Genomic DNA, 15,552 nt, shown 5'->3' with positions numbered 1-15,552 from the left:
TCTATTCCTCTATCGTTGATTGGGTGCGCAAGCTGATCAGGCGGACAAGCTGGCGCGGATCGTCAGCGCCAGATTGTCCGCCGAGAGCTGCTCCAAAGTCAGGCATTGTGCGCCCAGCGCCTGCGCCAGCTGGGCGGCACGGCCGAGGCGCAAGTAGCCGGTTTCGGTGTCGAACACCAGCGCCGGCACGGCGCGCTCGGCCAGCAAGGCCGCCAGCGCCAGCGTGTCGCGCCAGGGATCGCTGTCAGCAGCGCCTGCGTCGAGCGCGACATTGGCCTTGCCGTCGCTCAGAATTACCAGCAGCGGCGGCGCGTTGGCGCTGGCCCGTTGCAACGTTTCCAGCGCCAGTTGCAAGGCATGGGGCAACGGTGTGCGCCCGCCCGTGGGTAACGAGCGCAACGCCTGCTCGGCGCGCTCGACGCTGCGCGTTGGCGCCAGCAGCACATGCGCGGTCGTACCCCGGAAAGCGATGACGGCCACTTCGTCGCGCCGTTGATAAGCGTCGGTCAGCAACGCCAGTACCGCGCCCTTGACCGCTTCCATCCGGCTTTGCGCCGCCATCGAGCCGGAGGCGTCGACCACAAATAAAATCAGATTGGCGCTCTTGCCGACCCGGATTTGCTGATGCAAGTCGCTTTTGGTGACGTGAAAATGCTGCGGGTCGCGCAAGGCCGCGCTGCGCAAGGTCGCGCCCAGGGCCAGGCTGCCGGGCTGTTCGTCCGGCACCGCTCGCACTGCCCGTCCGGTAGCCGCATCGTAGGCCTTGCTGCGCCGGCCGGCGACGATGCCGAGCGGACTGGCGTCGAGCGCAATCGGGCGCGCTGTCGCGCCAGGCGCGACGGAAAACACTTGCTGCTGCGGTGTTTCCGACTGGCTCGGCGGGCTTGGCGCGTTCTCTTGCGCCGGATCCGCGTCCGCTGGCGCGTCCGATGGCGCGTCCGCTGGCGCGTCATCACCCTGCTGTGGCCCATGGCCGGCTTGCTGCATCGCCTCGTCGAGCCGCCCGGCGTCGAGCCCCGATTGCTCAAACGGGGTACGCCGGCGCCGATGTGGCAACACCAGCTCGGCGGCGCTGCGCACATCGTTGGCGGTGACCGTGGTGCGGGCGTCCAGCGCGGCAATTGCTCGCGCCGTCTTGTGCATCACGATGTCGGCGCGCAAACTGGCGACGTCGAATTCGCAGCACAGGTGACTGATCAAATCGAGCAAGGCATCGTCCAGCACCACGTGCGCCAGCAAACGCTGAGCGTCGGCCAAGCGGTTTTGCAGCGCCGCTTGCGGCGCGGCCCACGCCGCGACATACGCAGCCGGATCCGCTTCGAAGGCAATCCGGCGCCGCACCACGTCGGCGCGCAGGGTTTTCTCGCGCGGCGCCGTCACTTCCACCATCATGCCAAAACGGTCCAGCAGTTGCGGCCGTAAATCGCCTTCTTCCAGGTTCATCGTGCCAATCAAGGTGAAGCGGGCCGGGTGCTGGATCGACAAACCTTCCCGCTGCACCGAATTGACGCCCATCGCGGCGACGTCGAGCAACACGTCGACCAGATGGTCGGCCAGCAGATTGACTTCATCGATGTACAAGATGCCGCGGTGCGCCGACGCCAGCAAACCGGCTTGAAAAACGCGCTCTGCCCCGGCCAACGCGCGCGCCAGGTCGAGCGTGCCGAGCACCCGGTCTTCGGTCGCTCCCAGAGGCAAGGTAATGAAGGGCACGTTAAAAGACTGCGCAGTCGCGTCCGGCGCCAGGCAGACCTCGCAATGGACGCCGGGTGCGCCGGGCGCGCAATTGAAAGCGCAACCGGGCACGCGCGCAATCATCGGCAACACGTCGGTCAAGGCGCGCGCCGCCGTGCTTTTGGCGGTGCCCTTGTCGCCGCGGATCAAGACGCCGCCCAGACTGGGATCGACCGCGCACAACAGCAACGCGGTTTTCAATTGCGGCTGGCCGACAATGGCGGAAAAAGGGAAATGGATCATGTGCCGACACGCGGCGTTTCGCCACGCGCTTCCAGTAAGGTTTCACTATCGAGATACAGGGCGCGCAAGGCGGCCAGCGTGTCCGCTTTGGGCTCGGCCCACATGCCGCGGCTGGCCGCTTCCAGCAAGCGCTCGGCGATGGCGTTTTGCGCCCAGGGATTGGCTTCCTGTAAAAACTGCTGCATCGCCGGATCGAACGCGTAGCTGCTGGCCACGTCCTCGTACATCCAGTCTTCCATCACCTGGGCGGTGGCGTCGTAACCGAACAGATAATCGACCGTCGCCGTCAATTCCAGGCCGCCCTTGTAGCCATGGCGCCGGATGCTGGCCAGCCATTTCGGATTGACGACGCGCGAGCGGAACACGCGCAAGGTTTCTTCCTTCAAATCGCGCACCTGGGCCCGGTCGGGATCATGGCTGTCGCCAAAATAATGGCGTGGCTGCTGCCCGCTCAAGGCGCGCACGGTGGCGATCATGCCGCCATGAAACTGCAAGTAGTCGTCGCTATCGAAAATATCGTGCTCGCGGTTGTCCTGGTTGTGCAGCGCCACTTGCACGCCGCGCAAACGGACGCGAAACGCGTCGCGCTGATCGGCGCCCGGCGTATTGCGGGCATACGCATAACCGCCCCAATTGACGTATGCCTGGGCGAAGTCGGCGTCGGTTTGCCAGTTTTTCTGGTTGATCAACGGTAAAATACCGGCGCCATAACTGCCAGGCTTGGCGCCAAAGATGCGGTACGCCGCACGCTGCTTCGCTTCTTCCGGCGGCAAGCCTTGAGCGATCCAGTCGCCCAGTTCCGCCAGATAATGCTTGCGCACGAAATTGTCTTGCGGTGGCTCCTCGAGCACAATCACCGCCTGTATGGCGTCGTCGATCAGATCGATCAATTGCGGAAAAGCGTCGCGGAAAAAACCGCTGATGCGCGTCGTTACATCGATGCGCGGGCGTTTTAGTTCTGCCAGGGGGATCACTTCAACCCCCGTCAATTGCCGGTTTTCCGGGCGCCAGACGGGACGCACGCCGAGCAATGCCAGAATTTGAGCGACGTCGTCGCCATGGGTGCGCATCGCGCTGGTGCCCCAGACGCTGATGGCGACACTTTCTGGATAAGCGCCGGTTTCGCGCAGATGGCGCGCCAGCACTTCGTGCGCCAATTGCTGGCCGACGCGCCACGCCGATTGCGAGGGCACGCTGCGCGGATCGACCGAATAGAAATTACGCCCGGTCGGCAGGATGTGCGCCATGCCGCGGGTGGGCGAGCCGCTCGGGCCGGCCGGGATGTATCCACCATTTAAACCGTTGAGCAAGTTGTCGATTTCGTCGGTCGCCCGCGCCAGATTCGGCACCAGTTCCACGCAGGCGAAAGCGAGCACCCGGCGTAGTGCGGTGTAACGTAAATCCGAACCCAGATCAGCAGCGAGCGGCGCCGGGGCGGGGCGCACAACGTCCACTTTGTCCACTTTGGCGCGTGGCTTACCCATTTGCGACAGCAGGTTGCTGCGATTGCGTACGGCCGGCTGCAACAGCGCCGTGCCGACGTCGGTATGTTCAAGGAACGTCAGCGCGATCACCTCGTCGATGCTCGCGGCAAGGTAGGCCCGCGCATCGAGCGCCACAAACAGCTGGCGGCACAAGGCATCGATGGCGTCGAGCGCATCGGCGCGGGTCACGACGGCGCACTTGGCCAGTCGCGCCAGCGCGTCGGTCACATTCAAGCGCCGCCCCTTGTTTTCCAGCAGCATATCCATGCTCAAGCCGAACAGCTGCGCCACTTCCGCCTGCAGGCCGGGAATGTCCTGGTTCGGCAAACGGGTCAACGACACCAGCATGTCGACCAATTGCGCGCTGGCCGGCGCCTGACCAAGAATATGCAAGCCGTCGCGGATTTGCGCTGCGCCCAATTCGCACAGATAACCGTCAAGGTCTTCGATCAAGTGGGCGACATCGGCGCCTTTCATGCTGGCCAATGCGGTTGGCAACGCTTCAGCCTCGTGCGGATGGTCGTGCCCGTGCGCGTCATGAGGATGCGGATGCGGATGCGGATGCGCATGGCCGTGATCATGCAAATGCGCGTGGTCATGTGCGTGGTCGTGGTCGTGGTCGTGATCGTGATGCAGTAGCCGGGCTTGCAAATCGGTATCCAGATTGGTTTGCTTGACCAGTTCCCATATCTGTTGCTGCAACAGCGGCAACTTGGCCGGATCGAGCACTTCGACCTGATAATATTCATCGACCAATTGCGTCAACTGGGCCAGCGCGCCATAGGTATCGGCGGTTGTCATTGGCGGCGTCAAATGGTCGACGACAACGGCATGCGCGCGCCGCTTCGCTTGCGAACCCTCGCCTGGATCATTGATGATGAACGGATAAAACAAGGGCATGTCAGCGAGCAGCGCATCGGGAAAGCACTGCTCCGACACCCCCACACCTTTGCCCGGCAGCCATTCAAGGGTGCCGTGCTTGCCAACGTGGACAATCGCATCGGCGCCCCAGACATCGCACAGCCAGCGGTACAGCGCATAGTAATGGTGGGTCGGCGGCAGGTCGGGCTGGTGATAAATGGCGTCCGGGTCCATGCCGTAGCCGCGCGGCGGTTGCAGCGCGACAAACACATTGCCCAATTCAACGCCGGCCAGGGCCAGATGGTCGTCATGCACATAGGCGACGCCGGGCGCGGCGCCCCATTGCTGCGTCATTTTATGCTGCATTTCCAGCGGCAAGTCGGCAAACCACTGCGCATACAGTGCGGCTGGCACGCGTCCGACTGCGTGCTGCAACTGTTGCGCCGTGAGGTAGGTATTGTCGTAGGCGCAGCGGTCGATCAATTGATGAATCAAGGCGGTGCCGTCGGCCGGCACGTCGCCCAGCAGATAACCGGCATTGCCCATCGCCTGCAAGATCGCCATCAGCGAAGCGGGGGCATCCAGGCCGACGGCGTTACCGATTTGCGACGCTTTGCTGTTCGAATTGGTAAAAATGAACGCGATGCGCTTATTCTTGTTCGCTTTCCATTTCAATTGGGCGAAACGGGCCGCCAGACCGGCCACGCGGGCAATTCGGTCCGGCACCGGCGCATAGTCGACCGTTTCATTCGGCCCGGTGGCGCGCGTCTTGAACGAGATCGGCACCGTGATAATGCGGCCATCGAATTCGGGCAACACCACGTTCATCGCCGCGTCGAGCGGATTCATACCGCGCTTTGATTCTTGCCACTGGCTCAACGTCATGCCACTGGTGATCGCTTGCAGGACCGGCACATTCAGACTTTCCAGGACACCCACCGACCAGCCAGCCGGCGTTGGTCCGCCGGGCGTGATTTCACCCATCGCGAACGAAGTGGTGTTGATCAGCACGTCGATGAGCGCACCTTGCTGGCCCAAAAAATAGCGCAAGGCGGTCGGTAATTGCTGGCCACCGTCGCTCCCGGCGCGCAGCGACGCGGTAAAGATCGGCAACACATTCAGGTTGCGCTGTTCCAGCGCGTCGACCAGTGCATCGATGAAGCGCGTATTGCCACTCATCCAGTGCGCCCGATAAAATACGATGCCCACGCTGGGGCGCTGCGCTGCCCGTAGAGCCAGCCAGTCGGCGATGTCGGCGTCTTCCGCCAGGTCGGGATGGTAAATGCCGTGCTCGGGCAGCGCCAGCGCGGGCGCGTAACCAAAACCGGTCAACAGCAAGCGATCGGCCAGATAGCGCAGCAATTGCGCCAGATTGACGCTGCCACCGGCTTGAAAATACGTCAACGCCTGTTGCAACACGTCCGCCGGCACCGTCGACACGGCCGCCAGTTCCGGATCCGGCTCGCCAGTGCCGCTGATCGCAATCAAATACCGGCCTTGACGGCGCGCTTCGCTCACCAGTTCAGCAAAACCGGGTACGCTGCCAAGGCGTCCCAGCACCCGCAACACAATGATGCGCGCCGCGCCCAGTTGCTGCGCCAGCAAGGACGTCATGTGCGCCTCATCGTCCAGCGCCTGCAAATTGATGCCGGTCACCAGCGGAAAATCGGGCGGCATTTGTGCCAAGGCGCTGTGCAGCACCGTCAAGTCGTTCGAGGCGTGGGTCAACAGCGCAATGGCGGCGCCAGCGGCGGCAGTATCAGCCATGTTCGGCCTCCAGGGAGTCGATGTCGCCTTCGCCGAGACGATGAAAAATAAGTTCGCCCACCTCGCGTCCGCCTTCCAGGTGTTCGCTCACGATCCGCTCGAGCGCCGCTTCGTCAGGACAGCGATACCAGACGCCCTCGGGATACACCACCAGCACCGGCGCACCGGCGCGGCACGCGACCATGCAATGGGTGCGCGTGCGTTTGATGGCGAGATGTGGCCGAGCATCTATTTTCTCTCCCACCAATGCAAACATTGCTTGCGCGGCAACACCGTCTTCGGTGCAGCGCGGGCCGACACACATGAGGACATGTTTGGTGTGCGTTCTCATTGGATGGCAAACGGAACAAAAAATTGAAGGACGGACAGCATGGCATGCTTTCTTTGAAAAAAGAGCGCATTCATACGAGGAGGAAAAACAAGAGATGGCTGCGCAGCGGGGCAATCCATCTGAATCGCCCGCCGCGATACAAACGCTTAAGTCCTTCAGGCTGGTTTCCGGGCTCACGAGAGGCAAGGCCTGATGGCATCACCCAGATTTGCGCCTTCCCATGCATGGCACAGTGGCTGAAAGCAAACCGGATACTCGATTACCGTTGCGGGGGCAGCGTCGGGCTCGTTTTTCAAGGTCAGAAAAACTCACCGACTTCCCATTTAACTTTTCAACAAAAAAGTTGAAAAGCACCTGAAAGTAATTGCAACCAGTCTACGGCGAGAGCCACGAATTTGCAAGCTGAACACAAGCACAAGCGGCGCATTGCTGGCCCGACGAGGACCAGAAACACCACGCCAAGCAGCTGCGTTTTCACCATCGACAGGAGCCGGACCATACGCACCGACCGCGGCGCACGGAACGCCCATCGCCCATCTTCGCGCTGCACTGGCGCACTGGATCGTTTTAAGAATGATCAGTTTCGGGGCGCGTCAAAGCGTGCATAATCATGCACTTTTCTAACGACAGCGCGGCTGTCACGGCAAAAAAAAGACACTTTTGTTCTTGCCGTGCACTGTCACACTGCGTGATGCAATCTTTTGGGAAATCTCAATGCTTACTTTTTTTTGCAGCATCTTCGATGATCGTGACGATAACGTCCGCCAAAAGACGATTGCGCTCTACACTTTCCTGGTGGCCGCCAACATCGGCGCCTGGGTCTGGGCATGGATTGTTTTTCAAGACCATCCCTATTTGCTGGCCTCGGCGGTGCTGGCCTATACCCTCGGTTTGCGCCACGCCGTCGATGCCGACCACATCGCCGGGATCGATAATGTCAGCCGTAAATTGATGCAAGAGGGCAAACGCCCATTGACGGCAGGTTTATTTTTTTCGCTCGGCCATTCCACTGTTGTGACGCTGATGTCGGTGGCAGTCGGGGTCGCCGCTGTTACCATGCAAGCCCATTTCGGGTCCATGAAACACATCGGCGCGTTGATCGGCACGAGCGTGTCCGCCTTTTATTTGTTTTTGCTTGCATTGGTGAACCTGACAGTCTTGATCGCGGTGTGCCGCACCTTCGCCGCGGTCCAGCGCGGTGAAGCGCTGCGCGAATTCGACCTGGATTTGCTGCTGAACCAGCGCGGCCTGGTGGCACGCTGGTTTCGTCCGCTGTTTCGCATCACTACCCGCAGCTGGCATATGTATCCGATGGGCTTCCTGTTCGGTTTGGGCTTCGATACGGCGACCGAAGTGGCGCTGTTTGGCATTGCAGCCGCTCAAGCGGTTGACGGCATGTCCCTGTGGACCATCATGGTGTTTCCGGCCCTGTTTGCGGCAGGCATGTCCTTGGTTGACACCGCCGACTGCACCTTGATGCAAGGCGCGTATGGCTGGGCTTTTGCCAAACCGATCCGCAAGCTGTACTACAACATCACCATCACCTTCATATCGGTGCTGGTCGCCTCCGGTATCGCGAGCATTCAAGTACTGGGCTTGTTGCGCGAGCGCTGCGCCATGACGGGTGTTTTCTGGGATGGCGTGGGCGCCCTGAATGCGCATTTCGGTTTGCTTGGTTATGGCATCATTGGCATCTTCATTGCATGCTGGATTATTTCATTTTTGGTCTACAAATTCAAACGCTACGACGCCATTGAAGTGCGTTTTCAATAACCTCGTCTACTTTTTATCTTCCTTTTCGGAGCACATCTGATGGACCATAGTACCGACATCAACCAGCGCCACCAGGCACGCATGGAGCGTAAAAAAGCCTTCATCGACAAAAAAATCGCCGCGGCGGACAAAGAAATTGGCATCATCATCGTCAACACGGGCAACGGCAAAGGCAAAAGTTCGAGCGGCTTCGGCATGGTGATCCGCGCCCTCGGGCATGGCATGAAAGTGGGCGTGGTGCAGTTCATCAAAGGCGCCATGTCGACTGGCGAAGAAACCTTTCTGCGCCGTTTTCCGGACGAAGTGAGTTTTCATGTCATGGGCGAAGGCTATACCTGGGACACCCAGGACCGCGAGCGCGACACCGAAAAAGCGCAGTTGGCGTGGCAACAGGCGCAAGAATTCATGCGCGACCCTGCGATTGGGTTAATCCTGCTCGACGAACTCAATATCGCGCTGAAATACCGCTATCTGGACGTTCACAGCGTCATCGCCGATTTGCTCGAACGCCCGCCAATGCAGCACGTCGTCATCACCGGTCGTGGCGCGCCGGCGGAATTGATTGCCATTGCCGATACGGTCACCGAAATGGCGGTCGTCAAGCACGCCTTCGCGGCCGGCATTACCGCGCAAGCCGGCACCGAGTGGTGATGCGGCAATTGAACCCATTGCGCGCATGAGCCGCACCCTGGTTTTTGGCGGCGCGCGCAGCGGCAAAAGCGCGTACGCCGAACGGCTCGCGCTGGCCTCGGGCAAAGAGGTGATATATCTCGCCACGGCCGCGGCCGGCGACGCCGAAATGGCGCAGCGCATCGGCCTGCATCGTCAACAGCGCCCGGCCGCCTGGCCGACGCTGGAAGAACCGCGGGCCCTGGGCGCAGCACTGCGCGCCTGGTGCCAGCCAGGGCGACTCATTCTCATCGACTGCCTCACTTTGTGGCTGTCGAATTTGATGTTTTCCAGTGCCGAACATTATCCGGACGTGGGCGCCATCACGCTGCCGCCCTTGTTCGACGTCGAACGCGCCGATTTTTTGCAGGCGCTGACCGAAGTCGAGGGCGACGTGATCCTGGTGTCCAATGAAGTCGGCATGGGGATTGTGCCCAATGGCGCCATAACACGCCGGTTTACCGACGAAGCCGGGCGCTTGAACCAGGCGGTGGCGGCGCGCTGCGAGCGCGTCATGCTGGTCGCCGCGGGTTTGCCGCTGGTATTGAAAGGCGCGCCATGCTCGCTGGCTTGAGTTGGCCCGCCATCGCGCTGCTGATGGTGGCCGGGGTGCTGCTCGATTTATTGCTGGGTGAAGCGCGCCGCTGGCATCCGCTGATCGGCTTTGGCAATCTGGCCAATCTACTCGAGCGCCGCCTTAACCGTTGCCACCGCGCCCGCCTGTCGTTTTGGCGCGGCATGCTGGCCTGGCTGCTGGCGGTGCTGCCGCTGGTCGCGCTGAGCATGGCGATCTGCAGCGTTCTGGGCTGGGCGGCGCATGTGCTGCTGCTGTATTTTTGCCTCGGTTTGCGCAGTTTACGCGAGCACAATTTGCCGATCGGCGTCGCGTTGGCGCACGGCGATCTGGCGCAGGCGCGCATGCTGACGGCGCGCATCGTCAGCCGCGACACGGCGCAAGCGAGCGAAACCGACCTGGCCAAAGCGAGCACCGAATCGCTGCTCGAAAACGGCAACGACGCCGTGTTTGGCACGCTGTTCTGGTTTTTGATCGGCGGTGGTCCCGGCGCTCTGCTGTTTCGTCTGGCCAATACGCTCGATGCGATGTGGGGCTATCGCACGCCGCGCTTCGACTGGTTCGGTTGCTGCGCTGCGCGCATTGACGATGTGCTCAATGTCGTCCCGGCGCGCTTGACGGCGCTATCGTATGTTCTGCTGGCCACGCGCTGGCAAGACAAACGCCACGCCTGGCGTTGCTGGCGCAGTCAGGCCGGCAGCTGGAGCAGCCCAAACGCCGGCCCGGTGATGGCCAGCGGCGCCGGCGCACTTGGCTTGCAGCTCGGTGGCGCGGCAACCTATGACGGCGTGCTCGAACAGCGCGCCACGTTGGGCAGCGGCCGCAGCGCCAGCGGCAGCGATATTGCGCGGGCCTGGCGCCTGATCGCCCGTACGACCATGCTCTGGCTCGGCTGCGTCGGCCTGGCCGCCACCATCTATTTCTGGAGCACCCATGCTTGAACACGGCGGCAATCTGCGCCAAGCCGCGCAGGCGTTTAACCGCCCGCTGGCCGACTGGATCGACCTCTCGACCGGCATCAACCCGCATGGCTATCCGGCGCCGGCACTGGACCCGCAAGCCTACCATCGCTTGCCGGAAACCGATCCGGCCCTGGCGCTGGCAGCGGCCGCTTATTATCATGCGCCGTTGATGTTGGCCGTGGCCGGCACGCAGGCGGCGATTCAGGCCTTGCCGCGCTTGCGCTCGCCCTCCCGCGTCGTGGTCGCCGCGCCGTCGTATGCGGAGCATGCCCAGCATTGGGCGCTGCACGGCCACAGCATGCGCCAGGTGCCTTACGCCGAACTCGATGCGGCGCTCGACCAATGTGATGTCATGGTGGTGTGCAATCCGAACAATCCAACCGGCGCGACGCTCGATGCGGCCGTGCTGATCGACTGGGCGGCACGCCTGGCCGCACGCGGCGGCTGGCTGCTGGTCGATGAAGCGTTTGGCGACACCGTACCGCAGCTGAGCGTCGCGGCGCACAGCGGGCAGCCAGGCTTGATCGTTTTATGCTCGGTGGGTAAATTTTTTGGCCTGGCCGGTCTACGCCTGGGATTTGTCGCAGCCCATCCAACGCTGCTGGCAGCGCTGGCAGATTTGCTCGGCCCCTGGGGCGTGAGCGGGCCGGCGCAAACCATTGCATACGCGGCGCTGACCGATCTTGGCTGGCAAAGCGCCATGCGCACGCAGCTGGTGGCCAGCGGCAAGCGGCTGCAAAGCCTGTTGGCGCACCACCACATCGAGGCGAACGGCTGCGCATTGTTTCAATGGTGGCCGGAAGCGCGCGCCACCGCTTTTTGGCAGCATATGGCCGAACGGGGGATCTGGGTCCGTCTGTTTCGCGCTGCCGCTGGCGGCATCCGTCTTGGCCTGCCGCCGGACGAAACAAGCTGGCGCCGCCTGGCGCAAGCACTGGAAGAATGGAACGCAAATGCATAAACGGACGTATCAATGTGTACTGGCAGCACTGCTGGCGCTGATGGCGGCCCAGGCCGGCGCCGCCATCAGCGTGCGCGATGACGATGGCAACGCAGTCACCTTGCAACAGCCGGCGCAACGCGTCATCGCCCTCGCGCCGCACGTCACGGAACTGCTGTTTGCCGCTGGCGGCGGGGGCCGTATCGTGGGCGCCGTCAGTTACAGCGATTATCCCGAAGCGGCCAAACAGATCAAAAATATTGGCGATAATCGCCAAGTCGATATCGAACGCTTGATCGCCCTGAAACCGGATTTGATCGTGGTCTGGCTGCACGGCAGTTCGGCGCGGCAGCTCGATCAACTGCGAACATTGGGCATTCCGCTGTTTCATAGCGACCCCAAAACCCTGGAAGCGATTCCGGACAGCGTGCAGCGGCTCGGTCAGTTGATGGGCACCGAGCACGTCGCGCAAGCGGCAGCGGCCAGCTTGCGGCGCCAACTGCTCGATCTGCGCGTGCGCTATGCGAAGCGTCCCACGGTGCGCCTGTTTTATCAGGTGTGGGACCAGCCGCTGTACACGCTCAATGGCAGCCATATCGTGAGCGACGCGATGCGCTTGTGCGGTGGCGAAAACATCTTCGCCAAGATGGCGGTAACGGCGCCCGTGGTCAGCATCGAAGCGGTGCTGCAGGAAGACCCGGAAGCCATCTTCGGCACTGGCGAAAAAAATACCGACGGCGTCAATCTGTGGCGCCGCTATCCCGGCATGAAGGCGGTGCGCAACGACAATCTGTTCACCCTGGATGGCCAGCTACTCAATCGCGCCGGCCCGCGCATGATCGCCGGTACGAGCGCGCTGTGTGAAAAACTGGAGCTGGCGCGCCAGCACAGGAGGCCACGATGAGTGACGCGCAAGCTGCCGCTGATCGGCGTTTTCCATTTCACACACTGATGGTGCAAGGCACCACTTCGGACGCCGGCAAAACCACGCTGGTGGCCGCGCTCTGTCGCCTGCTGCTGCGCGACGGCGTGCGGGTGGTCCCGTTCAAGCCGCAAAACATGGCCTTGAACAGCGCCGTCACCTCGGATGGCGGCGAGATCGGCCGCGCCCAGGCGCTGCAAGCGATCGCGGCCGGACTGGCGCCGCACACCGACATGAATCCGGTGCTGCTCAAACCGTCCTCCGACACCGGGGCGCAAGTCATCATTCACGGCAAGGTGCGCGCCGACATGAGCGCGCGCGATTATCAGCAGTACAAAATTACGGCAATGGCGGCGGTGCTGGAATCGTACCAGCGGCTCAGGGAACAATACGGCGCCATCATCGTGGAAGGCGCCGGCAGTCCGGCCGAAGTCAATTTGCGCGCGCGCGACATCGCCAACATGGGCTTCGCCGAGGCAGTCGACTGTCCGGTCATCCTGGTCGCCGACATCGATCGCGGTGGCGTCTTCGCCCACATCATCGGCACGCTGGCGTGCCTGTCCGAGAGCGAACGCGGGCGCATTATCGGTTTCGTCATCAACCGCTTTCGGGGCGACGTCAAGCTGCTTGAACCGGGTGTGGCCTGGCTCGAAGCGCAGACCGGCAAACCGGTGCTGGCGGTGCTACCGTACTTGCAAGGCCTGTTTCTGGACGCCGAAGACGCGGTCGAATCGACCCAGGCGGCGCGCGGCGCCTTTCGCGTGCTGGTGCCGCAACTGCCGCGCATGAGCAATCACACCGACTTCGACGCCTTGCGCGCGCACCCGGAGATCGACTTGCAATTCGTCGGGCAAGGCCAGCCGATCCCCGCCGCCGATCTGATCATACTGCCCGGCAGCAAAAACACCCGCGGCGACCTGGCCTGGCTGTTGCAACAAGGCTGGCAAGCCCATTTGCTGCGCCATTTGCGCTATGGCGGCAAGGTCATCGGTATTTGCGGCGGTTTTCAAATGCTCGGGCAGTCGGTCAACGATCCGCACGGGATCGAAGGCGCACCCGGCAGCTCTCCCGCGCTCGGTTTGCTTGACATGAGTACCGAACTGGGCCGGACCAAACGCCTGGCCCAAATCCATGGCGTGTGCGAGTTTGCTGAGGCCAGCGTCAGCGGCTATGAAATTCACATGGGCACGTCGCACGGTGCGGCGCTGGCGCGGCCAGCCTTTCGCATCGATGGCCGGCCCGAAGGCGCGCTCTCGCCGGACGAGCAAATCCTCGGCACCTATCTGCACGGCGTGTTCGACACGCCGCAAGCGGCGACAGCCTTATTGGCGTGGGCTGGTCTCGCCAGCCAGATCGAGGTGGATACCGCCCGCCTGCGCGAACAGAGCCTGGATCGTATCGCCGATGCGGCCCAACCTTTGTTCAACAGATTGAAGCTCCTAAAATAACGATTTTTAATCGACAGGGTCATTTAAAAGAGGGGCCGCAGTATCGCTCAAGCGCAACAATCCGCGCGTCGCGTTGACCCTCGATGCTTCGAGGCGCCGTTCAATCGACGTCTGGGCGTCTTCGTCATACGCAGCATTGAGCAATCGCGCTTCTTCCCCGTCCTTTAATCGATGGTCACGCTCGTTGAAGTCCTCGGGCATGAGGTCGCCAAAGGGCTTGCGAATGAAGCATGAAGCAGGAGAGGGTGTTCGCACTGCTTTGCCCGTTGGTTTGCGGAATCTCAGTTTGGCCAGGCTGGCATGCGTTGGCTTGCAAGCCACAGCCTTCAGCTCGGCAATGTAGGATTTCGCTTCTTTTTCGCGGGTTTAAGCGCAGGACTTGGTGACGTCTGCTTGTTTTGGTACAGTGACCACGAAACGAGACCGGTTTTCGATAGATGCCATGCCATTTGCTCCAATAGTCGAGGAGCAAGGTCCAACGTAGGCTGTTTAGCCCTCCAGCATGTAGGTGGCACGAAAACTTAGAATGTGCCACTAATTTGCCACTAAAGGGGCCAGAAATGACAAAGCCCCAGTGGCTGGGGCTTTTCTAAGTTCTTAATTTACAGGAAGAACGTTGGTCGGGGTGAGAGGATTCGAACCTCCGGCCTCTGCGTCCCGAACGCAGCGCTCTACCAGGCTGAGCCACACCCCGCCGGTGCGACACGCAAAGAACAATTCAGTGTAAAAATATTAATGGTTTCTGTCAACCGCAAAGACGCAGAGCTGGAGCAAGGATTGTTTGTATTCGCTGTCCGGCAGGCCGGCAATGGCGCCCGCCGCACGTTTGGCGGCAACTTCAGCCGCGCGCCGGGTATAGTCGAGCGCGCCGCTGGTGGTGATGGCCGCCAGGATGGCGTCGAAATGCTGCTCGTCGCCTTGCTCGATGCAGTTGCGCACCAGCGCGCATTGTTCGGGCGTGCCGTTTTCCATCAGGTAGATCAGTGGCAAGGTCGGCTTGCCTTCGCGCAGGTCGTCGCCGACGTTCTTGCCGATTGCCTCGGCGTCGCCGGCGTAGTCGAGCACGTCGTCGATCAGCTGGAACGCGGTGCCCAGCGAGCGGCCGTATTCGCCGGCGGCGTCGATGTCGGTATCGCCGGCGCCGGAAATGAGGGCGCCCAGTTGCGCCGCCGCCTCGAACAGCTTGGCTGTCTTCGAACGGATCACGTTGAGATAGGCTTGCTCGCTGACGTCGGGGTCGTGCATGTTCAGCAGTTGCAGCACTTCGCCCTCGGCAATCACGTTGGTGGCGTCCGACAAGATCTGCATCACCCGCATGTTGGACAACCCAACCATCATCTGGAACGAGCGCGAATACAGGAAGTCGCCCACCAGCACCGAGGCGGCGTTGCCGAACAGCGCGTTGGCGGTCTTGCGGCCGCGCCGCATTGACGATTCGTCGACGACGTCGTCGTGCAGCAGGGTGGCGGTATGGATGAACTCGACCACCGCGGCGAGCTCGTGGTGGGCGGTGCCCTTGTAACCGTAGGCGTTGGCCACCAGCAGCACCAGCGTCGGCCGGATCCGCTTGCCGCCCGCGCTGATGATGTACTCGGCAATCTGGTTGACCAGACTCACTTCGGAATGCAGGCGCTGGCGGATGACCAGATTGACGGCCGCCACGTCGGCGGCGATCGACTGGGCGATGTTATTCGTTTGAGCGTGTAAGATGGCGGCGGACAAGGCGGACCTGCAAGTGGCGTTAAGTACGTGAATTATACGACAAGCCCGCGAAATCAGTCCCGCTGGTGGCAGCGCCGCCCGGCCAGCGCGCGCCGCCGTCAATGTTGTCGTTGTGCGCATAC

Annotated in this window: 12 protein-coding genes, 1 tRNA gene and 1 riboswitch; of the genes, 7 read left to right on the top strand and 6 right to left on the bottom strand. The window is 62.0% G+C overall.

Features of this window, described 5'->3' with window-relative positions; all coding sequences use genetic code 11:
* Window positions 1-36 precede the first annotated feature (36 nt).
* The 3 genes from CR103_RS02325 to CR103_RS02315 are packed head-to-tail and all read right to left on the bottom strand — an operon-like array spanning window position 37 to window position 6,393.
* Complete coding sequence (locus tag CR103_RS02325; RefSeq protein ID WP_099914403.1) at window positions 37-1,977, bottom strand: magnesium chelatase subunit D family protein; 1,941 nt, start codon at window positions 1,975-1,977, stop codon at window positions 37-39.
* A complete protein-coding gene (locus CR103_RS02320; protein ID WP_099914402.1) occupies window positions 1,974-6,089 on the bottom strand; it encodes a cobaltochelatase subunit CobN in 4,116 nt (1,371 codons plus the stop codon). The genes CR103_RS02325 and CR103_RS02320 overlap by 4 nt, the downstream gene beginning before the upstream one ends.
* Entirely contained in the window at window positions 6,082-6,393 is a 312-nt protein-coding gene (locus CR103_RS02315) for a (2Fe-2S) ferredoxin domain-containing protein (protein WP_229442641.1), read from the bottom strand. Before CR103_RS02315 ends, CR103_RS02320 begins: the two co-directional genes overlap by 8 nt.
* 168 nt (window positions 6,394-6,561) lie before the next feature.
* Window positions 6,562-6,793: riboswitch (cobalamin riboswitch) on the bottom strand.
* A gap of 341 nt (window positions 6,794-7,134) precedes the next feature.
* Between CR103_RS02315 and CR103_RS02310 the strand changes: the two genes are divergently transcribed.
* From CR103_RS02310 to CR103_RS02280, 7 genes are read left to right on the top strand one after another with little or no spacing between them, the layout of a single operon-like run.
* Window positions 7,135-8,193, top strand: coding sequence for a HoxN/HupN/NixA family nickel/cobalt transporter (locus CR103_RS02310; protein ID WP_099914400.1), 1,059 nt, complete (start codon window positions 7,135-7,137; stop codon window positions 8,191-8,193).
* Window positions 8,194-8,232: 39 nt separating this feature from the next.
* The gene (gene cobO, locus CR103_RS02305) at window positions 8,233-8,844 is read left to right on the top strand and encodes a cob(I)yrinic acid a,c-diamide adenosyltransferase (RefSeq protein ID WP_099914399.1); all 612 of its coding nucleotides are present in this window, start codon (window positions 8,233-8,235) and stop codon (window positions 8,842-8,844) included.
* Window positions 8,845-8,869: 25 nt separating this feature from the next.
* The gene (cobU, locus tag CR103_RS02300; protein ID WP_099914398.1) at window positions 8,870-9,436 is read left to right on the top strand and encodes a bifunctional adenosylcobinamide kinase/adenosylcobinamide-phosphate guanylyltransferase; all 567 of its coding nucleotides are present in this window, start codon (window positions 8,870-8,872) and stop codon (window positions 9,434-9,436) included.
* Entirely contained in the window at window positions 9,421-10,377 is a 957-nt protein-coding gene (gene cbiB / locus CR103_RS02295; RefSeq protein WP_099914397.1) for an adenosylcobinamide-phosphate synthase CbiB, read from the top strand. The genes cobU and cbiB overlap by 16 nt, the downstream gene beginning before the upstream one ends.
* Window positions 10,370-11,359 (top strand): threonine-phosphate decarboxylase CobD, encoded by a 990-nt coding sequence (gene cobD / locus CR103_RS02290; RefSeq protein ID WP_099914396.1) that lies wholly within the window; start codon window positions 10,370-10,372, stop codon window positions 11,357-11,359. Before cbiB ends, cobD begins: the two co-directional genes overlap by 8 nt.
* Window positions 11,352-12,242, top strand: coding sequence for a cobalamin-binding protein (locus CR103_RS02285; RefSeq protein WP_099914395.1), 891 nt, complete (start codon window positions 11,352-11,354; stop codon window positions 12,240-12,242). The genes cobD and CR103_RS02285 overlap by 8 nt, the downstream gene beginning before the upstream one ends.
* Window positions 12,239-13,708 (top strand): cobyric acid synthase, encoded by a 1,470-nt coding sequence (locus CR103_RS02280; RefSeq protein ID WP_229442640.1) that lies wholly within the window; start codon window positions 12,239-12,241, stop codon window positions 13,706-13,708. The genes CR103_RS02285 and CR103_RS02280 overlap by 4 nt, the downstream gene beginning before the upstream one ends.
* Window positions 13,709-13,714: 6 nt before the next feature.
* On the opposite strand, the gene CR103_RS22410 is transcribed toward CR103_RS02280, so the two are convergent.
* The 3 genes from CR103_RS22410 to ispB all read right to left on the bottom strand — a co-directional run bounded on the left by CR103_RS22410 (window position 13,715) and on the right by ispB (window position 15,430).
* Window positions 13,715-13,909 carry a hypothetical protein gene (locus tag CR103_RS22410; protein WP_099914393.1) on the bottom strand — a complete coding sequence of 65 codons (195 nt, stop codon included), beginning with the start codon at window positions 13,907-13,909 and terminating at the stop codon, window positions 13,715-13,717.
* Between the two features lie 416 nt (window positions 13,910-14,325).
* Window positions 14,326-14,402 (bottom strand) — tRNA-Pro (locus tag CR103_RS02270).
* 38 nt (window positions 14,403-14,440) lie between these two features.
* A complete protein-coding gene (gene ispB, locus CR103_RS02265) occupies window positions 14,441-15,430 on the bottom strand; it encodes an octaprenyl diphosphate synthase (protein ID WP_099914392.1) in 990 nt (329 codons plus the stop codon).
* Between the last annotated feature and the right edge of the window lie 122 nt (window positions 15,431-15,552).

The organism is Massilia psychrophila (genome assembly GCF_002760665.1).
Taxonomy (GTDB): Bacteria; Pseudomonadota; Gammaproteobacteria; order Burkholderiales; family Burkholderiaceae_D; genus JAFCUW01.
Note: the sequence above shows the minus strand (reverse complement) of the source record. Positions and strands in the feature narration are given on the sequence as shown.

Coding starts and splice junctions, on each gene's coding strand:
- CR103_RS02280 (WP_229442640.1), top strand. CDS start 12,239: ATGAGTGACGCGCAAGCTGCCGCTGATCGGCGTTTTCCATTTCACACA.
- cobO (WP_099914399.1), top strand. CDS start 8,233: ATGGACCATAGTACCGACATCAACCAGCGCCACCAGGCACGCATGGAG.
- CR103_RS22410 (WP_099914393.1), bottom strand. CDS start 13,909: ATGCCCGAGGACTTCAACGAGCGTGACCATCGATTAAAGGACGGGGAA.
- CR103_RS02325 (WP_099914403.1), bottom strand. CDS start 1,977: ATGATCCATTTCCCTTTTTCCGCCATTGTCGGCCAGCCGCAATTGAAA.
- cbiB (WP_099914397.1), top strand. CDS start 9,421: ATGCTCGCTGGCTTGAGTTGGCCCGCCATCGCGCTGCTGATGGTGGCC.
- CR103_RS02310 (WP_099914400.1), top strand. CDS start 7,135: ATGCTTACTTTTTTTTGCAGCATCTTCGATGATCGTGACGATAACGTC.
- CR103_RS02315 (WP_229442641.1), bottom strand. CDS start 6,393: ATGTGTGTCGGCCCGCGCTGCACCGAAGACGGTGTTGCCGCGCAAGCA.
- cobU (WP_099914398.1), top strand. CDS start 8,870: ATGAGCCGCACCCTGGTTTTTGGCGGCGCGCGCAGCGGCAAAAGCGCG.
- CR103_RS02320 (WP_099914402.1), bottom strand. CDS start 6,089: ATGGCTGATACTGCCGCCGCTGGCGCCGCCATTGCGCTGTTGACCCAC.
- CR103_RS02285 (WP_099914395.1), top strand. CDS start 11,352: ATGCATAAACGGACGTATCAATGTGTACTGGCAGCACTGCTGGCGCTG.
- cobD (WP_099914396.1), top strand. CDS start 10,370: ATGCTTGAACACGGCGGCAATCTGCGCCAAGCCGCGCAGGCGTTTAAC.